This is a genomic window from Patiriisocius sp. 208BN25-11 (genome assembly GCF_058147145.1).
This window is the reverse complement of record NZ_JBYVJY010000005.1, coordinates 25,167-50,195: the sequence shown is the minus strand read 5'-3', so window position 1 is coordinate 50,195 and position 25,029 is coordinate 25,167. Positions and strand designations below refer to the sequence as shown.

General features: G+C 36.0%; 22 protein-coding genes. 15 read left to right on the top strand and 7 right to left on the bottom strand.

The features are described 5' to 3' along the window. Positions 1 to 61 precede the first annotated feature (61 nt). Positions 62 to 865, top strand: a complete 804-nt coding sequence (locus ACY2RS_RS08010) for an OmpA family protein (RefSeq protein WP_490098117.1) — start codon at positions 62 to 64, stop codon at positions 863 to 865. Here the strand turns inward: ACY2RS_RS08010 and ACY2RS_RS08005 are convergent, their stop codons facing one another. Next, the gene (locus ACY2RS_RS08005; RefSeq protein ID WP_490098116.1) at positions 866 to 2,371 is read right to left on the bottom strand and encodes a TrkH family potassium uptake protein; all 1,506 of its coding nucleotides are present in this window, start codon (positions 2,369 to 2,371) and stop codon (positions 866 to 868) included. Then, positions 2,371 to 3,720, bottom strand: a complete 1,350-nt coding sequence (gene trkA / locus ACY2RS_RS08000; RefSeq protein WP_490098115.1) for a Trk system potassium transporter TrkA — start codon at positions 3,718 to 3,720, stop codon at positions 2,371 to 2,373. The genes ACY2RS_RS08005 and trkA overlap by 1 nt, the downstream gene beginning before the upstream one ends. 185 nt (positions 3,721 to 3,905) lie before the next feature. On the opposite strand from trkA, the gene ubiE reads away from it, so the two are divergent. Beyond that, positions 3,906 to 4,643: a bifunctional demethylmenaquinone methyltransferase/2-methoxy-6-polyprenyl-1,4-benzoquinol methylase UbiE gene (gene ubiE / locus ACY2RS_RS07995; protein WP_490098114.1), complete on the top strand. Its 738-nt coding sequence runs from the start codon at positions 3,906 to 3,908 to the stop codon at positions 4,641 to 4,643. A gap of 1 nt (position 4,644) precedes the next feature. Then, positions 4,645 to 5,352 carry a type IX secretion/gliding motility protein PorT/SprT gene (porT, locus tag ACY2RS_RS07990; RefSeq protein ID WP_490098113.1) on the top strand — a complete coding sequence of 236 codons (708 nt, stop codon included), beginning with the start codon at positions 4,645 to 4,647 and terminating at the stop codon, positions 5,350 to 5,352. Here porT and ACY2RS_RS07985 read toward each other — a convergent pair. Next, positions 5,339 to 6,064, bottom strand: a complete 726-nt coding sequence (locus ACY2RS_RS07985) for a TrmH family RNA methyltransferase (protein WP_490098112.1) — start codon at positions 6,062 to 6,064, stop codon at positions 5,339 to 5,341. The two genes, porT and ACY2RS_RS07985, sit on opposite strands and share 14 nt — an antisense overlap. A 35-nt stretch (positions 6,065 to 6,099) precedes the next feature. On the opposite strand from ACY2RS_RS07985, the gene tamL reads away from it, so the two are divergent. The 3 genes from tamL (at position 6,100) to accD (ending at position 11,193) form a co-directional block, all read left to right on the top strand. Beyond that, on the top strand, positions 6,100 to 8,682 hold the full coding sequence (tamL, locus tag ACY2RS_RS07980; protein WP_490098111.1) for a translocation and assembly module lipoprotein TamL: 2,583 nt from the start codon (positions 6,100 to 6,102) through the stop codon (positions 8,680 to 8,682). Between the two features lie 521 nt (positions 8,683 to 9,203). Further along, entirely contained in the window at positions 9,204 to 10,271 is a 1,068-nt protein-coding gene (fbaA, locus tag ACY2RS_RS07975; protein ID WP_490098110.1) for a class II fructose-bisphosphate aldolase, read from the top strand. 55 nt (positions 10,272 to 10,326) lie between these two features. Beyond that, positions 10,327 to 11,193: an acetyl-CoA carboxylase, carboxyltransferase subunit beta gene (gene accD, locus ACY2RS_RS07970; protein WP_490098109.1), complete on the top strand. Its 867-nt coding sequence runs from the start codon at positions 10,327 to 10,329 to the stop codon at positions 11,191 to 11,193. 155 nt (positions 11,194 to 11,348) lie between these two features. On the opposite strand, the gene ACY2RS_RS07965 is transcribed toward accD, so the two are convergent. Continuing rightward, positions 11,349 to 12,176 (bottom strand): hypothetical protein, encoded by an 828-nt coding sequence (locus ACY2RS_RS07965; protein WP_490098108.1) that lies wholly within the window; start codon positions 12,174 to 12,176, stop codon positions 11,349 to 11,351. Between the two features lie 241 nt (positions 12,177 to 12,417). On the opposite strand from ACY2RS_RS07965, the gene rpsO reads away from it, so the two are divergent. From rpsO to ACY2RS_RS07925, 8 genes are all read left to right on the top strand, one after another. After that, on the top strand, positions 12,418 to 12,687 hold the full coding sequence (gene rpsO, locus ACY2RS_RS07960) for a 30S ribosomal protein S15 (RefSeq protein WP_490098107.1): 270 nt from the start codon (positions 12,418 to 12,420) through the stop codon (positions 12,685 to 12,687). Positions 12,688 to 13,028: 341 nt separating this feature from the next. Further along, a complete protein-coding gene (locus ACY2RS_RS07955; RefSeq protein ID WP_490098106.1) occupies positions 13,029 to 15,245 on the top strand; it encodes a polyribonucleotide nucleotidyltransferase in 2,217 nt (738 codons plus the stop codon). A 159-nt stretch (positions 15,246 to 15,404) separates the two neighbouring features. Next, entirely contained in the window at positions 15,405 to 18,134 is a 2,730-nt protein-coding gene (locus ACY2RS_RS07950) for an ATP-binding protein (RefSeq protein ID WP_490098105.1), read from the top strand. Between the two features lie 129 nt (positions 18,135 to 18,263). After that, positions 18,264 to 18,677 (top strand): BLUF domain-containing protein, encoded by a 414-nt coding sequence (locus ACY2RS_RS07945; protein WP_490098104.1) that lies wholly within the window; start codon positions 18,264 to 18,266, stop codon positions 18,675 to 18,677. A 304-nt stretch (positions 18,678 to 18,981) separates the two neighbouring features. Beyond that, a complete protein-coding gene (locus ACY2RS_RS07940) occupies positions 18,982 to 19,383 on the top strand; it encodes a BLUF domain-containing protein (protein ID WP_490098103.1) in 402 nt (133 codons plus the stop codon). Continuing rightward, positions 19,380 to 20,039 carry a ribulose-phosphate 3-epimerase gene (rpe, locus tag ACY2RS_RS07935; RefSeq protein WP_490098102.1) on the top strand — a complete coding sequence of 220 codons (660 nt, stop codon included), beginning with the start codon at positions 19,380 to 19,382 and terminating at the stop codon, positions 20,037 to 20,039. The genes ACY2RS_RS07940 and rpe overlap by 4 nt, the downstream gene beginning before the upstream one ends. Then, on the top strand, positions 20,039 to 21,001 hold the full coding sequence (locus ACY2RS_RS07930) for a YpdA family putative bacillithiol disulfide reductase (RefSeq protein ID WP_490098101.1): 963 nt from the start codon (positions 20,039 to 20,041) through the stop codon (positions 20,999 to 21,001). Before rpe ends, ACY2RS_RS07930 begins: the two co-directional genes overlap by 1 nt. A 19-nt stretch (positions 21,002 to 21,020) precedes the next feature. Continuing rightward, positions 21,021 to 21,680, top strand: a complete 660-nt coding sequence (locus tag ACY2RS_RS07925; protein WP_490098100.1) for a class I SAM-dependent methyltransferase — start codon at positions 21,021 to 21,023, stop codon at positions 21,678 to 21,680. A gap of 12 nt (positions 21,681 to 21,692) precedes the next feature. On the opposite strand, the gene ACY2RS_RS07920 is transcribed toward ACY2RS_RS07925, so the two are convergent. From ACY2RS_RS07920 to ACY2RS_RS07910, 3 genes are all read right to left on the bottom strand, one after another. Continuing rightward, positions 21,693 to 22,529 carry a zinc-dependent peptidase gene (locus ACY2RS_RS07920; RefSeq protein ID WP_490098099.1) on the bottom strand — a complete coding sequence of 279 codons (837 nt, stop codon included), beginning with the start codon at positions 22,527 to 22,529 and terminating at the stop codon, positions 21,693 to 21,695. An 81-nt stretch (positions 22,530 to 22,610) separates the two neighbouring features. After that, complete coding sequence (locus ACY2RS_RS07915) at positions 22,611 to 23,327, bottom strand: Bax inhibitor-1/YccA family protein (RefSeq protein WP_490098098.1); 717 nt, start codon at positions 23,325 to 23,327, stop codon at positions 22,611 to 22,613. 45 nt (positions 23,328 to 23,372) lie between these two features. Further along, on the bottom strand, positions 23,373 to 23,906 hold the full coding sequence (locus tag ACY2RS_RS07910) for a DUF8685 domain-containing protein (protein ID WP_490098097.1): 534 nt from the start codon (positions 23,904 to 23,906) through the stop codon (positions 23,373 to 23,375). A gap of 250 nt (positions 23,907 to 24,156) precedes the next feature. On the opposite strand from ACY2RS_RS07910, the gene ACY2RS_RS07905 reads away from it, so the two are divergent. Next, entirely contained in the window at positions 24,157 to 25,023 is an 867-nt protein-coding gene (locus ACY2RS_RS07905) for a tail fiber protein (protein WP_490098096.1), read from the top strand. Positions 25,024 to 25,029: the final 6 nt, after the last annotated feature.

Sequence of the window (25,029 nt, the reverse complement as noted above, 5' to 3'; positions counted from 1 at the left end):
AAGAACCCAAAAAAAGGAATTCATTAGATTTTAGTACATTTAAATACGTAAATTCCTGCTCATGAAACTGTTTTATACATACCTAACACTATTTTTTGCAGCATTACTCTATGCGCAAGAAGATGAACAACAGTTTTCTTTGTATTTCAAAAACGACCAGGCTTTATTGACAAAACAGCACATTAAAATTTTAGATAGCATTCAAAAGCTCCCTAACAAAGATGACTTAGATGTTCATATAAAAGGCTATACAAATAGTGTTGGAAATGCCGATTACAATTTAAAATTATCCCACAAAAGAGCTGAGAATGTCACCAGCAAATTGCGCGATTTCACTATCATTTCATCTCAAGGATATGGCGAATTAGAAACCGATGCTAAAAAAAATAGACGAGTAGATATTTTTATACATCACAAAGAAGATCACATTCCCGAAGAAGGTGAAATTGTTATAAAGCCACTAAAAGACGTTGCTCCAGCCTACAGCAAAGCTTTTAAAGAAGGAGACAAAATAACGATCGAAGGGATTATGTTTTACCAAGACAGAGATGTTATGATGAATGAGAGTAGAGAGTCTTTAAATAACCTAGTTACTTTTTTAAAACAAAACCCAAACATTACCTTTAAACTACTGGGACATATTTGTTGTGGAGACCCTAACAATCCTGGTAGAGATTTTAGAAATGTTAGAACTGGAAAAAACAATTTAAGCGAAGCAAGAGCTAAATCGGTGTATAGCTATCTTACCAAAAAGGGTATTAATAAAAACCGTATGAGCTATAAAGGAATGGCATTTAGACAGCCTCTTGGCAAAAACAGCACCGACGACAGACGTGTTGAAATTGAAATTATATCTGTGAATTAATTATCGAGATCTCCAGAAAAAAGGAGTAAATAAGATAAGCACCGTAAACAATTCTAGTCTACCAATAAGCATCAAGAAGGTGGCCCACCATTTTGCTAATCCTGGGAGGTTTGCATAATTATCTACAGGACCTAACTCACCCAAAGCAGGACCTACATTTCCTAAGGTAGAAGCTGCTGCTCCGAGGGCAGTTTTAAAATCTAATCCGAGTACCGAGAACACGATAACACCTACTATAAAAGAGAGCATATATAAAATAAAAAACCCTAAGATGTTAAATACAATAGGTTGCTGTACAGCTCTAGAATTATATCGTACTGGCAAGATTGCATTGGGATGCAGTGTACGTTTAAATTCTAAAATCCCGTTTTTAATCATAATTAAATGACGTACAATCTTAATCCCTCCCGAGGTAGATCCTGAGGAACCACCCAGAAACATTAAGCCAAAAACGGAAATGGTTAAAATAGGTGTCCAAATTGCGTAATCTGCTGTTACAAATCCAGTAGTAGTAACTATGGCCAATATTTGAAACAAAGCATGGCGAACACTTGCCTCTAAAGGTCCCCAAACCATTGGGTGTGCAATAGTACTAGCCGTTAAATCGACTTTAAAATAAATAACGGCAGCAAAAATAGTAGTGATCCCTAGCACTAAAAATGCAAAAGCCTTAAATTCTTCATCTCTAAATATTTTTGAAAACTTTCGTTTAAAAGCGAAATAACTCAAAACAAAATTTGTTCCTGCCAAGAACATAAAGAACATGATAATGTACTGTATTAATGGCCTATCATTCCAATACGCCACACTTGGATTTTTGGTAGAGAAACCACCTGTACTTAAGGTACTTAAAGAATGATTAATGGCATCAAAAAAACTCATGCCTGCAAGACTCAACAACAAAGTTTCTGCAGCCGTATAGCCCACATAAATAAACCATAAACGTTTTGCGGTATCGGTAATTCTTGGGTGTAATTTATCGCCTCCTGGACCTGGCGCTTCTGCAGCAAACAATTGCATACCGCCAATTCCTAATAAAGGTAAAATAGCAACAGCTAGCACAATAATACCCATTCCGCCAATCCAATGTGTAATACTACGCCAAAACAAGACCCCTTTTGGAAGGCTTTCTATATCGTTTAAAATACTTGCTCCCGTAGTGGAATATCCGCTCATGGTTTCAAAAAAAGCATTTGTAAAAGAAGGAATTGCTCCTGTAAACAAATAGGGTAAAGTTCCTGCTAGTGACATAATGAGCCACCCCATAGCTACCACAATATACCCTTCTCTTTTATGTAATTCTTTTTTGTGGTTTCGGGTTAAGAACATCACCACACCACCTATGAGCAAGGTAACAACACCAGACAACAACATATTTAAGAAAACACCATCCTGATAGGCTGCACTCATGATTGAAGCAATTAACATAAATGCTCCATTTACTGCCAATAGCAGTCCCATGATATGCGTAATAATTTTATGATTTACTTTGGTAAGAAAACTCATTAGACGAAAAGTTTTTCCACTTTACCTATAGATTGAGGTAGACAACACACAACAATACGATCGCCACTTTCAATTTTAAAATCTCCCAAAGCGATGAGTCCTTCTCCTTGTCTTACCACACCTCCAATAATAGCAGATCTTGGTATGTCAATATTACGTATGGTTTTATTGGCAACACTAGACGTTGGGGTTACAATAAACTCTAGTAGTTCTGCATTCATATTGTTGAGCTTAGTCATTGCTACCACCTCTCCTTTTCTAATATATCTAAAGATATTATTGGCGGCCAATAACTTTTTATTAATCAAGGTATCGATACCTATCGAATGAGATAATTGAAAATAATCCATATTCTCCACCAAAGCAATGGCCTTTTTAACTCCTTTCGATTTTGCTACTAAGCAAGACATGATATTGGTTTCACTATTTCCGGTTACCGAAATAAATGCATCCATATCTTGAATGTCTTCTTCTTGCAATAACTCTACATTTCTACCATCACCATTAATCACCAAACAACTAGGTATGTCATCTGCAATTTCGAAAGCTTTGTCTTTATCGTTTTCAACAAGTTTTACATTAAACCTGTTTTTACATAAATCTTTTGCTGTTTTGTAACCTATATTACTCCCACCAAGAATCATCACATTTTTAATTTCGTGACGCTCTTTCCCTGTGAGTTTATAGATTTCGTCTACCCCTTCTTTGGTGGTGATAAAATACACCTGATCTCCTTCTTTAAACATAGTATCCCCTCTAGGAATAATGGTATATTGAGTTCCGTATCGCTGAATAGCAATAGGCACATACTTTAAATTAGGATACAAATCTGCTACACCTCTTACGGTTTTATCCACAAAACTGTTGGTTCTATTTAAGTGCAAACCAATCATAGTTAGTGCCCCATCTTCAAACTCATAGGTGTCATTAAACCCACTCTGATTTAAAAGCAATTCAATTTCATTGGCTGCTAGAGATTCTGGAGAAATCAATTCATCAATTCCAAACTTGGTAAACCCAACCTCATCTTTGCGCTCAATAAACTCTGTATTCGAAATTCTTGCAATGGTACGTTTGGCACCCAATTGCTTCGCCAATACACAAACTGTAATGTTTGTAGTTTCTGAAGACGTAACAGCAATCACCAAATCTGTTGCACTCACGTTACTATCTTCTAATACTTTTATAGAAGTAGCATCGCCACGAACAACACGTATATCTAGGTGTGCATCGGCATACGACAAAGAGTCTCTATGGGTATCAATAAGTGTGATATCCTGAGATTCAAAAGATAATAGTTTTGCCAAATGGAATCCTACTTCACCTGCGCCGGCGATTATAATTTTCATAGGGATAGTTACAAATAGAATGCAAAGATATTGAAATTTTAAATCTCTACAGAGATAATGCATGTATTTGACAGTTTCTGAAATACTAGCAATCTAAAATCTGTCTTACTACAGAATAATTTTAAAGGGCTATTCTTTGTTTTTTAAAATTTCCGAAGAAAAAAGATTGTATTTTTGCACTCGAAATGACAACAGAAAAAAAAGTTACTCCATACCAAGATACAACACGCAATAAAAAAGAGCAGGTAGAGCATATGTTTGACACCATATCTACCAAATACGATGGTCTTAATCGTGTGATTTCTTTAGGTACCGATTTAAAATGGCGAAGAAAAGTCCTAAAAATGGTGCAAGCGCATGCTCCAGATAGCATACTCGATATTGCTACCGGAACAGGAGACTTGGCCATTCAATATGCCAAACATGTTCCTGCAAAACGAATTGTAGGTTTCGACTTATCTGAAGGCATGCTAGCAATGGCAAGAAAAAAAGTAGCCAATACACCTTTAGATGCTAAAGTAGAATTTATAAAAGGAGACGGAGAAGCCATGCCTTTTGAAGACAATAGCTTTGATGTAATTACAGTATCTTTTGGAGTACGTAATTTTGAAAACCTAGAACAAGGACTTTCTGAAATTGCTCGTGTCTTAAAAAAGGGAGGCCTCTTTATCATTCTTGAAACCTCTGTTCCTACAAAATTTCCATTTAAACAAGGGTATCATATATACAGTAAAAACATTTTACCTTTGGTAGGGCGTATCTTTAGCAAAGACAAAGTGGCGTATAAATATTTAAGTGAAAGTGCTTCTGTTTTTCCATATGGAGAGGCGCTCAACAATATTTTAAGAAAAACGGGGTTTATAGAGGTACAACACAAACCACAAACTTTTGGTGTAGCCACCATATATAGTGCTACAAAATAGTATGAAGAAATTAATAATCCTCCTAGCAATAGGACTGTTTGCGCAAAGTGTTCAAGCGCAATTATTTAGTAGAGAACGTCTAGCAAACCTAGAAACTTTTGATGCCAAATTTCTAACTTGGGGTTATTTCTTAGGCTTCAATAGCTACGATTTTAAGATAGAATATAACGATGAACTTGGCAATGCTAACACCGATGTTATTGTAGAACCTACAACAGGTTTTAATGTAGGACTTATTGGTGACATGCGTATTAATAGATATATCAATCTTAGACTAGAATCAGGATTATATTTCACCCAACGAAACCTGAGATTTCCTGGATTTGAAGAAGAAGCAGATATCTTGAGAGAAGTAAAATCTACTTATATACATGTTCCCTTACTTGTTAAATTCAGCACCAAGCGTTTAAATAACTGGAAACCCTTTGTCATTGGCGGTATATCAACTTCTGTCAACTTATCAAGTAACGAAAACAATCCAGAAGATAATAACTTAGGGCAATTTAGAACTACGAGAATCACCAACTATTACGAGCTCGGTTTTGGTGTAGATTTATACTTATACTTCTTTAAATTCACCCCTTCTATACGAGGTGTTTTTGCAACAAGCAACGAATTAGTACCAGATAATGATCCACAAAGCCCCTACACTTCTAACCTAAATAGCATCAACTCCAGAGGATTTTTCCTCAACTTTACATTTCAGTAGTACGAGAAAATTCGCTTAACAAAATGGCTGTAGCTGTAGCCACATTTAAACTTTCTGTTTCTTGAATGACTCCAAATTGCGGAATTGAGATAGCATGACTTGCCAATGCTTGAATGCTTGATGAAACTCCATTGGCTTCATTTCCCATCACCAACACACCATTTTTTGGGAGGCTTGCTTGATATACATTTTCACCATCCATCATTGCTGTATATATAGGCAACTCAGTTTCTTTTAGATACTCCTCGATGTTAAGATAATGAATAGACAACCTTGCTATAGAACCCATGGAAGCCTGTATTACTTTTGGGTTATAACAATCAACAGTATCTAAAGAACATAACAGCTGCGTTACTCCAAACCAATCACACAATCGAATAATGGTCCCTAAATTACCTGGATCTCTTACGGCATCTAACACCAAGGTAAGTCCGCTATTTCGAAGTGGAATTACCTCAGGAATATGAAACACTGCCAAAGAGGTATTTGCAGTAGTAAGACAACTAATTTTTTTTAGGTTTGCTTCGGAAATGTTAGTGGGTACTTCGCTGTTTTCGTCAACCAAGGTACTAAAATGGCTATGAATTTGTAGCTTTTCTTTGAGAAGCTCACCAATTACCTTGGGGCCTTCGGCAATAAAAAGTCCTTCTTTGTTTCGGTACTTTTTTTGCTGCAAACTCGTTATTAGTTTTATTTGACTTTTACTTATCAAATTATAGTATTTTTGATTACTAGATATACAACCTCTTGAATATAGACCTCACAAAAATATCACTAATTTTAGGAATTGCTACTGTACTCATCTCGTGTAATGCAGTAAAAAATGTACCTGACAATAAATTTCTCCTTACCAAAAACACCATTGAAGTTGATGGAGAAAAAATTGAAGATCAAGGTGTCTTTAGTCAATTAATACAAAAGCCTAACACTAAAATACCTTTACTAGGCATTCCTGCGGGACTTCATATCTATAACTTAGCAGACCAAGAAGCAGATAGCACTTTTAACAAATGGCTCTACAAAAAGCCAAAAAGGGAAGAAAGATGGATTCGTTTTATCTCCAAAAAACAACTAAACGAGTTAGGAAAAAGCTACATCGGGTTTAACGAATGGCTCAAGAAATCTGGAGATGCTCCAGTCATTATTGAGGATAGTAAAACCAAAAAATCTTTAGAGCGTATCAAACTATGGTATGCAAAACGTGGCTGGTTTAATGTAACAGCAGACTATGAGGTTAGTAAAAATGAAACCAAAGAAAAAAGAGCTAGCATTAACTACAATGTCACACTCAACAAACCCTACTTTATAGATAGCATTCAAGAAAAAATAGCCTCACCCGTAGTGGATTCTATTTTTCAAGCCACCAAGAGGCAAACATTTATCAAAGAAGGCACCCAATATTCGGCAACAGATTTCGAAAATGAACGTGAACGCATCACCATTCAGCTACGTAATTCTGGTCTGTATTATTTTGATAGAGACTATGTAAATTTCGAGTCAGATACTGTTAAAACTGGACACAAGGCAAATATTACTTACATCATCCCAGAACGTACCATTGAAGTTCATGACAGTACAGAAATAGTTCCTTTTAAAGTGCACAAAGTAAATGAAGTAAAAATTATTACCGATTATACATTTGCAAATCAAGGTAGAAAATTTCAAGATTCTGCAAGTTACAATGGCTACACATTATACAGCTACAAAAAGCTAAAATACAGACCTAAAGCCATAACAGATGCCATCTCTATATTACCCAACGAAATATACAAGGACGTAGACAGAAACCTTACGTACAACCAAATAAGTGATTTAAAAATATTTAGATATCCTAATATTTCTTACCAACTAGATCCTAGAGACAGTATTAACCAAGGGCTCATTAGCACCATTTTTTTAACGCCTAGAAAGAAGGCAACATTAGATGCAAGTTTTGACGCCTACACCTCCACCATCCAACAATTAGGTATTGGTTTTAGTGGTTCATTATTGTTGCGAAATGTATTTAGAGGCGCAGAAATATTACAAATCTCTGGAAGCGGTAGTGTGGGTGCTTCAAAAGATGTTGCAGACGATGAAAGCTTCTTTAATATTTCAGAATTTGGTATCACCACAAAATTATCCTTACCACGTTTTCTATTCCCAATTAATGTAGATCGATGGATTCCAAAATACATGTCGCCTACTACTAACATAAGTGTTGGTTTTAATGCACAAAATAATATTGGATTAGATAGACAAAACCTAAGTACAATTTTCAACTACGATTGGAAACCATCAAAAATTAGAACCAATAGCTTTGACCTTTTCAACGTGCAATATGTTCGAAATTTAAACACAGACAACTTCTTTAACATCTACACCAATTCGTTTAACCAAGTAAATGAAATTGCACAAGATCTTGAAAATGCAAATCCGGGTACTATAGATCCCGCTTTCTATTCTCGTGATGACAACAACCAGATTACTTTAGGTATTCCCTCAGGCATTGACAGTTTTTTAAACAACATTGGCGAGGGTGTCTACACTCTTGATCAAGACCAATCAAACACATTACTAAGTGTTATTGAACGTGGTGCTAGACTCACAGAAGACAACCTCATTTTTGCTTCAAACTTTACTTGGACGCATGATACTCGTGAAAATATATTTGACAAAAATTTCTCTAGGTTCCGTTGGAAAGTGGAGTCGGCCGGAGGGTTGCTTTCGGGTATTTCTAATCTTGCTGGACTTGAAAGAAATGAAGATGAAAAATTTGAAACCTTGGGTGTTGTGTTTTCACAATATGCAAAAGTGGAGGCAGAACTTATAAAACACTGGCAAGTGTCTAACGAAAATGTAGTTGCAGTAAGAGCCTTTGGAGGAATTGCCATTCCGTATGGTAATAGCGAAAGCATTCCATTTACCCGAAGTTATTTTGCTGGGGGCGCTAACGACAACAGAGGTTGGAGACCCTATGATTTAGGTCCGGGAAGTAGTGGTAGTATTTTCGATTTTAATGAAGCGAATTTCAAACTAACATTTAACGCAGAATATCGATTCCCTATACTAGGTGCTTTTAAAGGAGCCATTTTTGTAGATGCTGGAAATATTTGGAATGCCCTTGATAATATTGAAGATGAAGCCTCTCGCTTTAATGGGCTAGAAGATTTAAAAGAAATAGCCGTAGCTAGTGGCCTCGGACTCCGTTACGACTTTGGTTTCTTCGTTGCCAGATTAGATACTGGTTTTAAAATGCACAACCCTGGCCTTTCAGTAGGTAACCGCTGGTTTAAAGAATATAATTTTGCTAATGCGGTGTTTAATATTGGTATTAATTATCCTTTTTAAAATTAGACCGCTTGCTCCTCCGCTAAAGCTTTGGCGGCACGCGGACGCTGTTAGACCACTCACTTCGTTCGTTGTTAGATCATTCGCTTGCGCTCATTGGTAGACCGCATTTTCTTTATGGTAAACCATAAAAGAAAGCTGATAGACTTTTCTCTTATACAAGCTTGCGCTTGAAAGCGGATAACTTTTCAGTTTAAATTTCATCTTCGAATTCAAAAACCCCTCACCCCCTCCCGAAGCTTCGGGACCTCTCCCGCTGAGAAGGCAATTTAATTTTTCACTTTCTTTGCTTCTTTGCCCCTTTGCCACTTTTTAGCTTTGTACCTCTGCCACTTTGAAACTCAAAACAACCAAACCAATAACAAACCCTCTAACAGCTAGTCTGCCTTGCCCAGCAAGCAGACGAAGCGGTCTAACAACGAACGAAATGAGTGGTCTAACTTCCAACCACAAAGCGGTCTAAAATTCCCTACTTTGTATCACTAAATTTCACTATTTTTGCTGGAAAATAAACAGAACCTATGTCACATAACATTAAACCAGGAGTTGCTTCTGGAAAAGAAATACAAGCCATTCATGCCTACGCAAAAGAAAAAGGTTTTGCAATGCCAGCCGTTAACGTAGTAGGAAACAGCAGTGTAAATGCTGTGATGGAAACTGCTGCAGAGCTTAACGCGCCTGTAAACATTCAGTTCTCCAATGGGGGATGTTTGTTTAATGCAGGTAAAGGCTTATCAAATGAGAACCAACAAGCAGCGATTGCTGGAGGTATTGCTGGAGCTAAGCATGTACACCAATTGGCAGAATTATACGGAGCAACGGTTATTTTACACACAGACCACTGTGCAAAAAAATTATTGCCTTGGATAGACGGTTTATTAGAAGCTGGAGAACAACATTACAAAGAAACCGGAAAACCTTTGTATAGTTCTCACATGATTGACTTAAGTGAAGAACCTATCGAAGAAAACATAGCCATTTGTAAAAAATACCTAGCCCGTATGAGCAAGATAGGTATGACCTTAGAAATAGAATTAGGTATCACTGGAGGTGAAGAAGATGGGGTAGACAATAGTGATGTTGATGTTTCAAAACTATACACACAGCCAGAAGAAGTAGCCTATGCTTATGAAGAGCTAATGAAAGTAAGCGATCAGTTTACCATTGCTGCTGCTTTTGGAAATGTACACGGTGTTTACAAGCCAGGAAACGTTAAACTAACTCCTGTTATATTAAAGAATTCTCAAGAATACGTTCAAGAAAAATACAATACAGGATACAACCCAATCGATTTTGTATTTCATGGCGGAAGTGGTTCTACGGTTGCCGAAATTAGAGAGGCAATTGGATACGGTGTGGTAAAAATGAATATTGATACCGACCTACAATTTGCTTTTACCGAAGGGCCTCGTGATTACATGACCAAAAATATTGAGTATCTTAAAACCCAAATTGGGAACCCAGAAGGTGACGATTTACCAAATAAAAAATACTACGATCCAAGAAAATGGATGCGTGAAGGTGAATTGACATTTAAGGCAAGGCTTAAAAAAGCGTTCGAAGACCTTAATAATGTAAACACATTATAACAAAAAACAACTAACCAGAGTTTCGTCATACAACAAACTCCTCAAACATAGCACTATGGCTTGGTTTAAAAGAACAAAAAAAGGAATTAATACCCCTACCGAAGAGAAAAAAGACGTACCCAAAGGATTATGGTATAAGTCTCCAACTGGTAAGGTGGTCGATGCAGAAGAGCTAGAAAAGAACTTCTACGTAAGTCCAGAAGACGGGTACCACGTACGCATTGGAAGTAAAGAATATTTTGAAATCTTATTTGACGATAATAAATTCAAGGAATTAGATGCCGATCTTACCTCAAAAGATCCATTAAAATTTGAAGACAAAAAGAAATATACAGACCGACTCAAAGACGCCCAAAAGAAAACGGGATTAAAAGACGCGGTACGTACTGCTGTTGGTAAATCTATGGGACAAAATTTAGTGATAGCTTGTATGGACTTTAGTTTTATTGGAGGTTCTATGGGAAGTGTTGTGGGTGAAAAAATTGCCCGTGCTGCAGACCATGCTTTAAAAACGAAAACGCCTTTTTTACTCATCAGTAAAAGTGGTGGCGCAAGAATGATGGAAGCTGCTTTGTCGTTAATGCAATTAGCAAAAACAAGTGCAAAATTGGCGCAATTAGCCGATGCTGGAATTCCGTATATCTCATTATGTACAGATCCAACTACAGGAGGAACAACAGCTTCTTTTGCGATGTTAGGTGATATCAACATAAGTGAACCAGGAGCCTTAATTGGTTTTGCAGGACCCCGTGTTGTAAAAGACACCACAGGAAAAGATTTACCAGATGGTTTCCAGAGTGCCGAATTTGTTTTAGATCACGGTTTCTTAGATTTTATCTCTCATCGTAAAGACATGAAACGTAAGATTAATTTGTACCTAGATTTAGTGCAAAACAATCCTTTACGCGAGAAGACAGCATAGTAGGCTGTAGGCTGTAGGCTGTAGGCTGTAGGCTGTAGGCTGTAGGCTGTAGGCTGTAGGCAAAATTATTTTTTCTTCGGAAATATTAGAAGACAAAATCCATCCTCTCTGTTTGATAGGATGGATTTTTTATTTTCTTCTATTATACAAAAATATTACAATAGAATATCATATACCTGTCCACCAATTTCAATAGTAGCTTGATTATTGCAAGCACCATCTCCCCAATCTATAGTACCACTTTGGCTATTTTGAGTAATATCTAAAACCCCACTTACAATATAAGGACAACTCACTTTTGCAACCAAAGCTTGTGTAACATTACCTGATCTATTAAATCCATTAGTGAAGGTAGTATTCCAATTTCCCGTAACATGATACACATTATCCAACCAAACACCAGTACCAACTCCAGCAACCCATTCAGAAACTCTCATCCCAGTTCTTGTAGCTGTAATATTAGTGTTAGGAAATGACACAGTTATAGTTTCATTCACTGTAGATTGAGGATTGTCATTTTCATTTGCAATTTCTCTAAATATTTGACCGCCACCCATTACACTATTTTGGTTATAAACATAGTCTATAAAAGAATAATTAATCGTCCTTGTTCCTCCAGTAATAGCGCCATAGTCTAATACTATTTTTCCAGATACTAGGACTCCATTATTAAGTATACATCCAGAGCCAAAATCTAGCGTAATGACTCCTCCTTCTCCATTAGGCTCAATAGTAATTGTAGTACAATCTGTAAACAATGAACTTAATTGACTTCTACCTTCTTCTCCTTCTTGATAACCATTATCTATAATAGTTAGAGAGCCATCTACAGCGTTATCAACTTGTGCTGCTCGATTGTTGTCTACAAGATTAAACTGTGTATCTGTATTTGAATTTGTAATTTCATCTTTTTGACATGAAGTCATAAAAGTAACCGTCATTGCTATCAAAAGTAGCCCAATAGATTTTGTGATGTTTTTCATAAATAGTTTGTTTTGTTGTTTGTAGTACCCTAAAACGCAGGCAATTAAATCCTTCGTATGTTTTTTAAAAAACTTTTTTATTGTTTAGGAGTATGACTTTTTTTTATTGAAATAGTTTAATTAAAGTTTTTTTTAATAAAAATCACTTCAAATCCTTCCATATCATTGAATTTCATTATTTTTGCAGCCGAATTACGATAGTCGTAGTTCATACATAAAAATCATTTACACAAATATTAGCATGTATTTAGATCCAAAAGAAAAAGCAGAAATTTTCGCAAAGCACGGAAAATCTGCAACCGACACAGGTTCTGCAGAAGGACAAATTGCATTATTCACGTATAGAATCGAGCACCTAACAGGGCACTTGAAAGCAAACCACAAAGACTATAACACAGAGCGTTCTCTAGTTAAGTTAGTAGGTAAGCGTCGTTCTTTATTAGATTACCTAATGAAAAAAGACATCTTACGTTACAGAGCAATCGTAAAAGAATTAGGATTACGTAAGTAACTTATAAAAGAGCGCCCAAAAGGCGCTCTTTATCATTTCCACGCAGGTGGAAATCTCAAAAACAGCTCACGCAATAGTGATACTAGAGCTTTCAAAAAAAGATCACAACGTTCATTACACTAAAATTTCCGAAGAGCATCTAAATAAGATACTTTTTAAAACAAAATACTGAAAAGGCTACTCTTAGTTTTTCATTGGTCAAACCACAACAACACAACAACTACAATTGAGAACCAATTGTTGACCAATAATTAATGAACTCCTTTTGTTGTTCACTATCAATTTTTATAGTGAGTACCAGGATGAGTCTCCCGCCTACGCGGGAGTAAAACTAATGTTTTATGATACCTAAAGTATTTAAAGAGGTCATTGACCTTGGTGACGGTAGAGAAATTTCTATCGAAACCGGAAAATTAGCAAAACAGGCGCACGGATCCGTAGTGGTTCAGTCTGGAAAATGTATGTTACTTTGTACTGTAGTTTCTAACTACGAGCAAAAAGACGTAGATTTCTTACCTTTAACAGTAGACTACCGCGAAAAATTTGCAGCGGCAGGTCGTTACCCAGGTGGTTTCTTTAAGAGGGAAGCACGCCCAAGTGATGGGGAAGTATTAACGATGCGTTTAGTAGATCGTGTATTACGCCCATTATTCCCTAAAGATTATCACTCTGAAACACAAGTGATGATTCAATTAATGTCTCACGATGATGATGTAATGCCAGATGCTATGGCAGGACTTGCTGCATCGGCTGCTATCCAATTATCAGATTTTCCATTCGAATGCGCTATCTCTGAAGCAAGAGTAGGTCGTGTTAATGGTGAGTTTGTAATCAACCCTACAAGAGCACAGTTAGAAGAATCTGATATCGATATGATGATTGGAGCTTCTGCAGATTCTGTGATGATGGTAGAAGGTGAAATGGATGAGATTTCTGAAGAAGAAATGGCAGACGCAATCAAGTTTGCACACGAAGCTATTAAAGTTCAATGTGCTGCTCAACTTAGATTAGCGGAAGCTTTTGGAAAAAAACCAGTACGTGAGTACGCGCCAGAAAGAGAAGATGCAGACCTGAAGCAAAAAGTGCACGATATGGCATACGATAAAGTATATGCTATTGCTAAAGCAGGATCTGCTAAGCATGAGCGTAGCGCTGCTTTTTCTGAAATTAAAGAAAGTATCAAAGCTTCTTTTAGCGAAGAAGAATTAGAAGACTATGGTGATTTAGTTTCTAAATACTACAGAGCTGCAGAGAAAGCTGCTATTAGAAACCTTACCCTAGATGAAGGATTGCGTTTAGACGGTCGTAAGACAGTGGATATTCGTCCGATCTGGTGTGAAACAGATTACTTACCATCTGTGCATGGTTCTTCTATCTTTACACGTGGAGAAACACAAGCACTGGCAACCGTTACGTTAGGAACTTCTAGAGAAGCAAACAAAATTGACATGCCATCTTACGAAGGAGAAGAGACATTCTACCTTCACTATAACTTCCCTCCTTTCTGTACAGGAGAGGCTAGACCTATTCGTGGAACATCTCGTCGTGAGGTTGGACACGGTAACCTAGCACAACGTGCATTAAAAGGAATGGTACCAGCAGATTGCCCGTATACAGTACGTGTTGTTTCTGAAGTATTAGAATCTAATGGTTCTTCTTCTATGGCTACCGTATGTGCAGGAACGATGGCAATGATGGACGCAGGGGTACAAATGACAAAGCCAGTTTCTGGTATTGCAATGGGATTGATCTCTGATGCAGATTCTGGAAAGTATGCCGTATTATCTGACATCTTAGGGGATGAAGATCATCTAGGAGATATGGACTTTAAAGTTACAGGTACAGCAGACGGAATTACTGCTTGCCAGATGGACATTAAAGTAAAAGGATTAAGCTACGAGATTCTTGTAAATGCATTACAGCAAGCAAGAGACGGTCGTTTACACATTCTTGAAAAATTAACAGACACAATCGCTACTCCTAGAGAAGATGTGAAGTCGTACGCTCCAAAAATGGTGACTGCACGTATTGCAAACGAATACATTGGTGCGCTAATTGGACCAGGTGGAAAAGTAATTCAAGAACTTCAGAAAGAAACAGGGTGTACCATCGTTATTAACGAAGACCCTGTTACTGAAGAAGGTATTGTTGAAATTTTAGGTACAGGTCAAGAAGGAATAGACGCTGTATTAGCGAAGATAGATTCTATTACCTTTAAGCCTGAAGTTGGATCTGTATACGAAGTAAAAGTTATCAAAATGCTAGATTTTGGTGCTGTTGTTGAGTATATGGAAGCACCAGGAAATGAAGTATTACTTCACGTATCTGAGTTAGCTTGGGAACGTACAGAAAACGTAAGCGATGTTGTAAACATGGGCGATGTGTTTGATGTAAAATACTTTGGTGTTGACAAGCGTACACGTAAAGAAAAGGTTTCTAGAAAAGCCATCTTACCAAAGCCAGAAGGATATGTTCCTCCAAAGCCAAGAGAAGATCGTGGAGATAGAAACAACCGTGGTAGAGATAACCGTGGCAGAGATAACAGAAAAAGAGACTAATATTTCTTTTTATTTATAATAACTAAAGCGTCTTTTCTAATGGAAGGGCGCTTTTTTAATTCAAGACACTTCTTATACTACTAGTATATAGGATTTTACAAAAAAAAATGTATATTCGCTACCTGTAGGTTAATTCCTTCAAATAATAGTCCCCAAAAAATGAAACTATCTATTAACCGTTTTCTAACCAAAAACGAACCTACGACAAATCAAATAGAATTGCCTAAAAACCCTAGGCATGAATTGCTTAGTTATTTACTCAATTTCTGTTCCCATACCCAGAAATTCGAAACTTTAAAAAACAGTATTGAAGCTTTTGTCTTTCCCGATAATGAACTAGAGGCCAACAGTCATTTAGTTCGGCTATACCTTGACTTAGAGTATCATCTTCTTTACAAAGACCCAACATATATTGGTTCTAAGGAAAAGTTAAGAGCTACCATTCAAAGAGAATTTCCGAAGCATACAACTACCCAAGCATTTTTGCCTCTTTACGAAACAGGTAAAAATCAAGAAATACTAGTAGCCTCACAATTCTTAATACATACACTTCATACATTTGCTACTAAAGAAAGTACAAAAAAAATAGCCGCTAGCTGGTTATCCTTTTTTGAGTTAAATATCATGAAAAATAGCTCTGAAGATGTGGTAACACAAATTCACAATGCTCGCAAACTTCGTGAAAATGCAAAAAAACTTATAAAAGAATTAGAAAATGTAATTCCTGCTAACGATATACAAGAAACGTTTAATGAAACCTATTTAACGTATAAAAACTACTACGAACTTATTGAAAAATTTAATTTAGCTAAAGAATTAATTCCTTCTTATACTGTTCAGAAAGAGCTAGAGAATCCAAAAAAGAACAAAGACCAAGAAAAGAAACACTCAATAGAGACTACTAACGTTAATGTCATTGACTCTAGAGGGATTTTAGAAAACATATTGGATGGCTATATACTATTCGATGCAAGCGGCCATATTCTTGACCATAACAACTTAGCGACAGATATACTTGCAATACGTTCGGGCAGACTCAGAGGGAGAAGCATTTTTGATTTCTTATCTGAAGAAAAAAATACGATACTAAAAAAAGATCTAGAAGCAACTACGCTTGAAAAAAAGATGATTGGAAAACGTATTGAATCTTCTATAGAAAATCAAAACAACCAAACAGACTACTTTGAAATAACAATTTCAAACAACTATAATGAAGATGTAGATACCTATAGCATGTTTCTTAGAAACATTACACACACAAAAGATTCGCTAAAAATAATTGAAGATGCTAAGCAAAATGCCGAGCGTGTTGCAAAAACTAAATCGGCTTTTTTATCGAATATGAGCCATGAAATAAGAACACCACTTAATGTAATATTAGGCTTATCTGATCTGATTAAAAAGAACAAAGATTTAGACGAAGAAACGCTTCAAAAAAATCTAGATGGAATTAATTTTTCAGCAAAGAACTTATTAGCAATTGTGAATGACATCTTAGATTTTTCGAAAATTGAGGCTGGTAAACTCACCATTCAAGCCATCGATTTTAATGTTAGAAAGCTAGTAAGTAGCCTTTGTGATGGTTTTGAAATAAAAGCCAGAGAAAAGGGAATTGGTCTCACAACCTATTTAGACACAAATGTACCCGACATTGTTATAGGAGACCAATACAGACTGAATCAAATTCTAACCAATCTTATTGGAAATGCTATTAAATTTACTAAAAAGGGAGCTATAAAAATAACGGTTGATCTCACATCACAAACAGATACCGAAGCATACCTTTCTTTTAAAGTAGAAGATTCAGGTATTGGTATTTCAGAAGAAAAACTGAATCATATTTTTGAAAGTTTTTATCAAGTAGAAGACAAAGAAAATTCGAATGCTATTGGAACAGGGCTTGGCTTAACTATTACCAAAGAATTAATTGAATTACAAAAAGGGGAACTTCAAGCCTCTAGTAAACCATGCGTAGGCTCAACTTTTAAATTCACAATACCGTTCAAAAAGAGTGCGAAAATTGGAATTGATCATGCTGAAGCCAAAATCCAAAGAAAAGATAATCAACTATCAGGACTTCGAGTATTGGTTGCTGAAGACAACCAAATGAACCAGTTTTATATCAAACAATTACTTTCAAAATTAGATATCACTGTAGATATTACAGAAAATGGCGCCGAAGCTGTTTCTGCATTCAAACACTCTCAAGAGCAGTACGATCTTATTATGATGGACTTGCACATGCCTGTTATGAATGGTATTGAAGCAATTAAAACGATTCGAAAAACAAACAAAGATAATTTAAAGAAAATACCCATTGTGGCTTGTTCTGCAGATGTTTTTCCAGAAGCACGAAAAGAAGCCATTAAAGCGGGAGTAGATTTTTATCTTACAAAGCCATTAAGCGAAGAAGCTATTAAAGAGGTGTTATTCTGGCTTGTATCTGATAGTGAGAAAAGTATAAAACCACAAGAGGTTAAACACGATACAACTGTCAAAAAAGAAGAGAAGAAAAATCACGTAGATCTTAAGATGCTTATGGAAACATTTGATAATGACACAGAGTTTATAGCGTCATTATTAGATGTTTTCATTCAATCTACTCCAGAAGACTATAAGAGTATGCGCCATTGTATGGAGAAAGAGTATTACCCAAGAGCAAGTGTTTTAGCACATAAATTAAAATCAAGTTTCATGAATTTAGGGATGACAGAACTTGGCCATCATTTACAACAAATCGAATCAAATACCTTACATCCTAATGGTTATGAAGATGCTAAAATTCATTTTGAAGCATTTAACAAACAATACACAAAGGCATTGTTAGAGGTGAATATGCTTCATATTGATTTAAAACACAAAGACAATAAAGTACTCCAACCACATTAAAATTTTCTATAAGAGAGATACTTACTGGTCAATCTATGAAAACACCTTTTATTATAATAAAACCAAAACTCGAGTAAACTTTCAAAAAATAGTATATTGCAAGCATCGTAAATACCCAATTAAAACACTTTGTTATCTTCAATTATTTACATTAGCAGCGCATCAGCACATGTATCCCAAGTCGAGATAGACTCCCTATTAAAACATGCTGTATTCAATAATATTAAAAAAAATATCTCTGGTATATTGATGTACAAAGAAAAAAGTTTCTTTCAAATTCTAGAAGGAGAAACACATGCCGTACAAGAGGTTTATGCTAAAATTATTAGTGACAAAAGACACCACCAGATATTTAAATTTTCAGAAACACCCATACAGGAACGAGTTTTTAAAGAATACCAATCTTCTTTTAGTTTAGTAAACTCACCTACTCAAGTAGCTAAACTCTCAACCTATATCAATTGGATAAAACTTTCTGAAAATGAGGAAGCAAAAAAAGCTATTACTATTTTAGAATACTACTTAGACAAAATTAAATCGTAACGTTTTTTTTACCTTCGGAAATGTTAGCATCCAAAACAATTTCCTAGTTGCTCACTAAAAAAAGAAATTTTAAAATTGATAGTTACAAAATGATGAGCGTTCAAATTCAAACAGGTTTATCGACTTAGCTTTTAAATTTGTACCTTTGTATGAAATACTAAAGCAATTTTCAAAATATATAAAACTAACGACAGTATTTACAATGTAAACATACTGTTCGTTTTTTGATTGATGAATGACCTCCGGCTGATTACCGGAGGTTTTTTTTGTATCTTTAACAAAACAACTTTTACCAATTACAATCATGATTCACACTATTTGCTACTCCAGCAAAGCAGTAGATGGACTTTCTGAAGAAGAACTTGAATCCATCTACAACTGTACCTATACAAGTAATTCTCTTAGAAATGTTACAGGTATTTTGCTATATGAACTTGGAAATTTCTTTCAAGTATTAGAGGGAGAAAAAGACATTATCCTTCCTCTTTATGAAGAAAAAATAAAAAATGACCCTAGACATCATTCTATTTTTGAAATTATAAACAAACCCAAACAAAAAGCATTATTTTTGGACTACAGTACAGACTTTAATATTGTACGTACTCCAAATCAACTGGAAACAATAGATGCTTATTTAAAAGCAAACAAAGTAAGTACTTCAGAAAAAATACAACGTCTAATACAACCCTTTTTACTATTGCCATGAGCCATACTCTTATTGCCCCTTCTGTTTTAGCTGCAGATTTCGCCAACTTACAACGTGATGTAGAAATGATTAACAACAGTGAGGCAGATTGGTTTCATATAGATATCATGGACGGTGTTTTTGTTCCAAACATCTCTTTCGGGATGCCTGTGTTACGGGACATTGCCAAACACGCCACAAAAACAATCGACGTACATTTAATGATCGTAGATCCAGACAGATACATTAGTACGTTTAAAAATTTAGGGGCCAATATTTTAACGGTTCATTACGAAGCCTGTACACATTTACACAGAACTCTACAGGCTATTAAAGCTGAAGGCATGCAAGCTGGTGTTGCTTTAAATCCGCATACCAATATTTCACTTTTAGAAGACACCATTCAAGACATTGACCTAGTATGCTTAATGAGTGTAAATCCTGGTTTTGGCGGACAAAGTTTTATTGAAAACACCTATGACAAAGTAGTCGCTTTGAAAGAATTGATCACTCGAAAAGGTGCTAACACTAAAATTGAAATAGATGGCGGTGTAACCAACAAAAACGCAAAACAATTAGCAGATGCGGGAGCAGATGTTTTAGTAGCTGGCAGCTATGTTTTTAATTCTGAAAACCCAACCAAGACCATTCTAGATTTAAAAGAGCTATTGGCATAATGAGAACAAAAACCAATGTACTTATCATTGGAGCGGGTCCTATTGGTATTGCTTGCGCATTGGCCTGCAAAAAGAACAACCTAAACTATATTGTAATAGAAAAAGGAGCCCTCACAAACTCCATTTACAACTACCCTTTAAACATGACTTTTTTTTCTACTTCGGAAAAATTAGAGCTCGAACATATTCCTTTTATTAGCACGAGTAACAAACCCAACAGAAACGAAGCATTAGAATACTACCGAAGAGTTGCAACTAATAATACACTAAACATACAACTCTTTGAAACGGTGACCACTGTAAAAAAAGAAATGAATACATTTACAATTACCACCTCAAAAAACACCTACCAAGCCGAACAAGTAATTGTTGCAACAGGCTTTTACGACATTCCTAAATTATTAAATATCCCAGGCGAAGACCTCCCAAAAGTAACGCATTATTACAAAGAAGCACACCCATATGCCCTTCAAAAAACGATGGTGGTTGGTGCTAGCAATAGTGCTGTTGATGCTGCCCTAGAAATTCATCGCAAAGGAGGTGAGGTAACAATGATCGTTCGTGGAGCAGAAATTGGAGAACGCGTAAAATATTGGGTCCGCCCAGATATTATAAATCGCATCGAAGAGGGAAGTATTAAAGCTTATTTCAATAGCGAATTGGAGGAAATTTCAGAAAATGAAGTGAAAATTAAAACACCTAAAGGAAGCATTATATTAGCTAATGATAATGTTATTGCACTTACAGGCTATCTCCCAAACTTTGATTTTTTAAAGCACATGGGGATTCAAATTTCCGAAGAAAAAAATACCCCAAACTATCACCCAGAAACCATGGAAAGCAATGTGCCTGGATTGTATTTGGCGGGCGTTATTTGTGGCGGAACAGAAACACACAAATGGTTTATTGAAAACTCGAGAGTGCATGCCGAGATGATTGTAAAGCATATCGTCAGCAACTAAAAGCGACACAAATTTAGGTATGGAGTCCCAAAGAAACAAGAAACCCTGGCCTACCAAAAATGCGATGACCCAAGTATATGAGCAACAGCTTTGGGGAAGCAACACGAACCCTTTTTACTCGGGCGAAGGATCGCATGACCCTGAATTAGTGAATCCATATATATCTGCCGTCACTTCATTTTTAAATGCCTTTAAAACACCGCTTACAGTATGCGATTTAGGTTGTGGCGATTTTAATATTGGACACCAATTACTCTCCTACGCAAAAGAATACCATGCGGTAGATATTGTTCCAAATCTTATTGCCTACAATCAAGACACTATTAAAGCAGCAGGCTTAACGTTTCATTGCTTAGACATTTCAAAAGACACACTTCCTATAGGAGATTGTGCTTTGGTGCGACAAGTATTACAACATCTATCAAACACAGAAATACACCGTATTTTAGAACAACTTTATAATTACAAATACATCATTCTTACAGAGCATCTCCCGCTAGGAGATTTTACACCAAACAAAGACATCATTTCGGGACAAGGCATTCGATTAAAAAAGCAAAGTGGGGTTAGCATTTCAGCTGCTCCTTTTCATTTTAAAGCACTTGAAGAAAAAGAACTATCTTCAATTATATTGCCAAATAATAAAGGAGTTATAAAGACAATACTGTATTCCTTATAGAGACTTACACCTCTAGGCCACAACAAAACCCAAATTTAGCATTTTATCTACATGAGTATATACTTTAGGAAAATGCTCTTCCAGCTCTTTTGGAGATTCAAAATAATACTCAGCCAAGACCGCCATAAACTCGTACTGATTGGTAAAGGCATAGGCCCTAAAAAAACGAGTTTCGTCCAATTTCTTTTTAAGATCTTCATCACTTAAACGTTCTAAGAGCAGCCTAAAATGTTTCATAAACCGAGCAGAATCTATGTCCTTCCCTACTTTGGCTTCAATATGCATGGCGTGCATAAACTCGTGCAAGCCGAGATTAAAGTTATCATCTTCGATGCGATACCCTTCTTCAAAATCTTTCCAAGATAAAACCAAACTCTTTTCTCTAGGGTTAAATTCTCCCTTATGATAGGCTTCATTTCTATTGCTATAAAAAGTTCCTGGGTACACCAATATGTAATCTATAATTTTATAAGTGTAGTTTTTGCGTCCAAAGCTTAACATACATGCCTTTGCTGCAATTAAAGTTTGTTTTGCAACATCTAAATCTATTGCTTCTCGAGCGACATACTCTTTGTTATTAATAAAGGTAACTACTCTATGCTGAAATTGCTTTTTAAACTTTGGAGCCAAGCCAGCATAAAAAGAAAACTCTTGCTCTAATAACGTTTCTTGCACTTTAGAGAGTTTTTTATACACCAAAAAATGCCTAAAGAGTGGCTTGTCATAGCGTGCAGCATACCAGTTCTCAAAAACTTGAAATAAAAAATAGAGAATCACCAAGAAGATCACGTAATAGGCGTAATAGCCTACGAGTGATGGGGCATCTTCTTGAATTAGTGCTGGTATCATAAAAAAGTTCGGTTGCAAGACAAGATAGTAACTATCTCCTTACAACCGAACGATTTATTCTGTCTTTTGTTTTACGCGTGTTTAATCTCTACTTAAAATACTTAAGATGTACCAGAACAATAACATTAAAGAAGCAAACAAGCCTAAGGCAGCGCCTACATATTGATCCTCGTTATACTTGTGTACCATGTTTGATGTTTGGTACAGTATAGAACCCGATGCCAAAAGGATCATCCCAACACTAAACCATAAACCTAAATTAAAACCAAACAAGGTTCCTGCTACAATCAAACCAATAGCTACAAAAAAGCCAATAGACAACATCGATTTCAAAAATGAAAAGTCTTTTTTGGTAAGTAACACAATAGCAGACAAGCCAGAAAATAAAGACAAGGTCATAATCGCGGCCTGACTTAAAATATTAGCACCTCCACTACCCGCTATATTCATAGCAATATAAATGAGTGGTATAAAGATAAAAGCTTCGGCAATGACATAAATGAGTAAGGCAATGTATTGTTTAGAGGTATCATGATTTTCTACCGCCATCTTTTCTGCATAATTTGTAACGAGCATAAAACCTCCTAATAACATCAACCAAGTCCATCCTTGGGTTAAGGATAATGCAAAATTCACCAAAGGTCCTATCTGAAAAAAGATCATTTCAACCAATACAAATAATAACACTGCAAGTGCTAGGTGCGTATAGGTTTTTCTATAAAAGGCCACACGCTTTTCTGAGCTTAAGTCTCCAATAAAAAGTTGCGAGGTTTCTTGAGGTTCTTGTACTTGTTCCATAAATATTTTTTGTTTTATTTTAATTCCAGTGCAATCAATATGCCGTTATTTTTTGGAACTATCGCCCTTAAATTGTTGCGAGTTATTTTTAAACAATACATTAAAAGTAGTTAAACTACCGTAACATCTTGTGATGTATTGTTGTAAATCTACTTTGTCTTGATCATCTAGGGTTTTACTACTGTTTATTTTTTGTTCCATCACACGCAATCTATCGCGCAGCATGACTATTTTATGAAAAAAGGTTTTGATAGGGATTTCCTTGTTTGACAAACCAACATCTGCAGGTTGTAAAATCATCTTCCCATTTTTGTATTTATCTGCTATAGGCACAATCTCGCTTACATCACTCCAACGTTTTAAAATATCACGTAAGGATTTTTCTACTTCATATAAACTCACCGTATCCACGTCATCTTCGGCAGCTTCAATGACCTCAAAATCGGCATCGAGGGCTATGGTTTCAAGACCATCCTCAATAAAGGTCACCCAATACATTGTTGCTGTGACATTGGTAACGACTCCTTTTCCATACTCGGGATGATTAATTCTTGATCCTATTCCTAATAATTTTTGCATAGTTTTTCTTGTTTGCCCGCTGCATCTTTATGAGGAATGTGGGCGGAAATTTTAAAAAGATGATACTTGTTTTAATAGATACAAAATACAGAAAAACTAAAATTTCAGAAAAGGAAACACACATTTTATCACTACGTACCCCTACGTAAAAATCGACATCGATACGTATTGTAGGAGAATTCCACTAGATGTAGCTTTGTTTCAAACTAAACTTTAACGCAAATTAACATTCTCTATAAACACTATACCTATGAAAACTACAAAAATTCTCACCGCTTTATTTATGTTGCTTTTTCTAGCACCAGCATTTGCACAATCAACCATAGGGATTCCTGTGCAAGGGATTGCTAGGGACAACAATGGTACTGCGCGTATTAGCGCTCCAATTATATTAACATTTGACTTATATTTTATTGAAGGCGGGAACGAAACTTTATTATACACGCCTTCTCAAGTAGAAAATCTTACCACTGATAGTTTTGGAGTCTTTTCAACAATTGTAAATACCGCAGGAAGAAGAGGTGTTTTTAATAGTAAAGAAATTTTCTTACGTATCTCAGAAAGCGGCACTGTGATTTCTGATGAAAAACTAAATAGTGTTCCTTATGCAATCTCAGCAGATAATGGGGTGCCTACGGGGGCAGTAATGCCATTTGTAGGAACTACAGCTCCAGAAGGTTGGTTGCTTTGTGATGGCGCTGCCATTCCAAATGGTTTAGAATATGATGCACTAAAGGCGCTACATGGCCCAAACACTCCTGATTTACAGGGTATGTTTTTACGCGGTGTAGGCACAAACAATCTTACAAATGTAACCACGACACTTAATGGAGTTCAAGATGACTCAAATTTAAGTCACAGACACACGGTTAATATCAATACAAATACAACTGGTGCTCATACTCATGGTTTCAATGACTTAGTTAATACAACAAATACTAATCTAGGACAAAGCCCTAGTGGTACAAGCAGTGCTAGACCAGGAATTTATACTACAATAGGAAATACAACACTTAGCAGTGGAAATCACTCTCATAATGTAAATGGAAATACAGGTTTTGATGGTGGTGAGAGTAGGCCTGTTAATTATGGTGTAAACTACATCATTAAACTTTAATTGCTA

Excerpts from the sequence above, each read along its gene's own strand:
- trkA (WP_490098115.1), bottom strand. The coding sequence starts at position 3,720 with ATGAAAATTATAATCGCCGGCGCAGGTGAAGTAGGATTCCATTTGGCA.
- ACY2RS_RS07905 (WP_490098096.1), top strand. The coding sequence starts at position 24,157 with ATGAAAACTACAAAAATTCTCACCGCTTTATTTATGTTGCTTTTTCTA.
- rpsO (WP_490098107.1), top strand. The coding sequence starts at position 12,418 with ATGTATTTAGATCCAAAAGAAAAAGCAGAAATTTTCGCAAAGCACGGA.
- fbaA (WP_490098110.1), top strand. The coding sequence starts at position 9,204 with ATGTCACATAACATTAAACCAGGAGTTGCTTCTGGAAAAGAAATACAA.
- ACY2RS_RS07965 (WP_490098108.1), bottom strand. The coding sequence starts at position 12,176 with ATGAAAAACATCACAAAATCTATTGGGCTACTTTTGATAGCAATGACG.
- ACY2RS_RS07910 (WP_490098097.1), bottom strand. The coding sequence starts at position 23,906 with ATGCAAAAATTATTAGGAATAGGATCAAGAATTAATCATCCCGAGTAT.
- ACY2RS_RS07955 (WP_490098106.1), top strand. The coding sequence starts at position 13,029 with ATGATACCTAAAGTATTTAAAGAGGTCATTGACCTTGGTGACGGTAGA.
- ACY2RS_RS07920 (WP_490098099.1), bottom strand. The coding sequence starts at position 22,529 with ATGATACCAGCACTAATTCAAGAAGATGCCCCATCACTCGTAGGCTAT.
- ACY2RS_RS07925 (WP_490098100.1), top strand. The coding sequence starts at position 21,021 with ATGGAGTCCCAAAGAAACAAGAAACCCTGGCCTACCAAAAATGCGATG.
- ACY2RS_RS08010 (WP_490098117.1), top strand. The coding sequence starts at position 62 with ATGAAACTGTTTTATACATACCTAACACTATTTTTTGCAGCATTACTC.
- ACY2RS_RS07930 (WP_490098101.1), top strand. The coding sequence starts at position 20,039 with ATGAGAACAAAAACCAATGTACTTATCATTGGAGCGGGTCCTATTGGT.
- ACY2RS_RS07950 (WP_490098105.1), top strand. The coding sequence starts at position 15,405 with ATGAAACTATCTATTAACCGTTTTCTAACCAAAAACGAACCTACGACA.
- ACY2RS_RS07915 (WP_490098098.1), bottom strand. The coding sequence starts at position 23,327 with ATGGAACAAGTACAAGAACCTCAAGAAACCTCGCAACTTTTTATTGGA.
- porT (WP_490098113.1), top strand. The coding sequence starts at position 4,645 with ATGAAGAAATTAATAATCCTCCTAGCAATAGGACTGTTTGCGCAAAGT.
- ubiE (WP_490098114.1), top strand. The coding sequence starts at position 3,906 with ATGACAACAGAAAAAAAAGTTACTCCATACCAAGATACAACACGCAAT.
- accD (WP_490098109.1), top strand. The coding sequence starts at position 10,327 with ATGGCTTGGTTTAAAAGAACAAAAAAAGGAATTAATACCCCTACCGAA.
- ACY2RS_RS07940 (WP_490098103.1), top strand. The coding sequence starts at position 18,982 with ATGATTCACACTATTTGCTACTCCAGCAAAGCAGTAGATGGACTTTCT.
- ACY2RS_RS08005 (WP_490098116.1), bottom strand. The coding sequence starts at position 2,371 with ATGAGTTTTCTTACCAAAGTAAATCATAAAATTATTACGCATATCATG.
- rpe (WP_490098102.1), top strand. The coding sequence starts at position 19,380 with ATGAGCCATACTCTTATTGCCCCTTCTGTTTTAGCTGCAGATTTCGCC.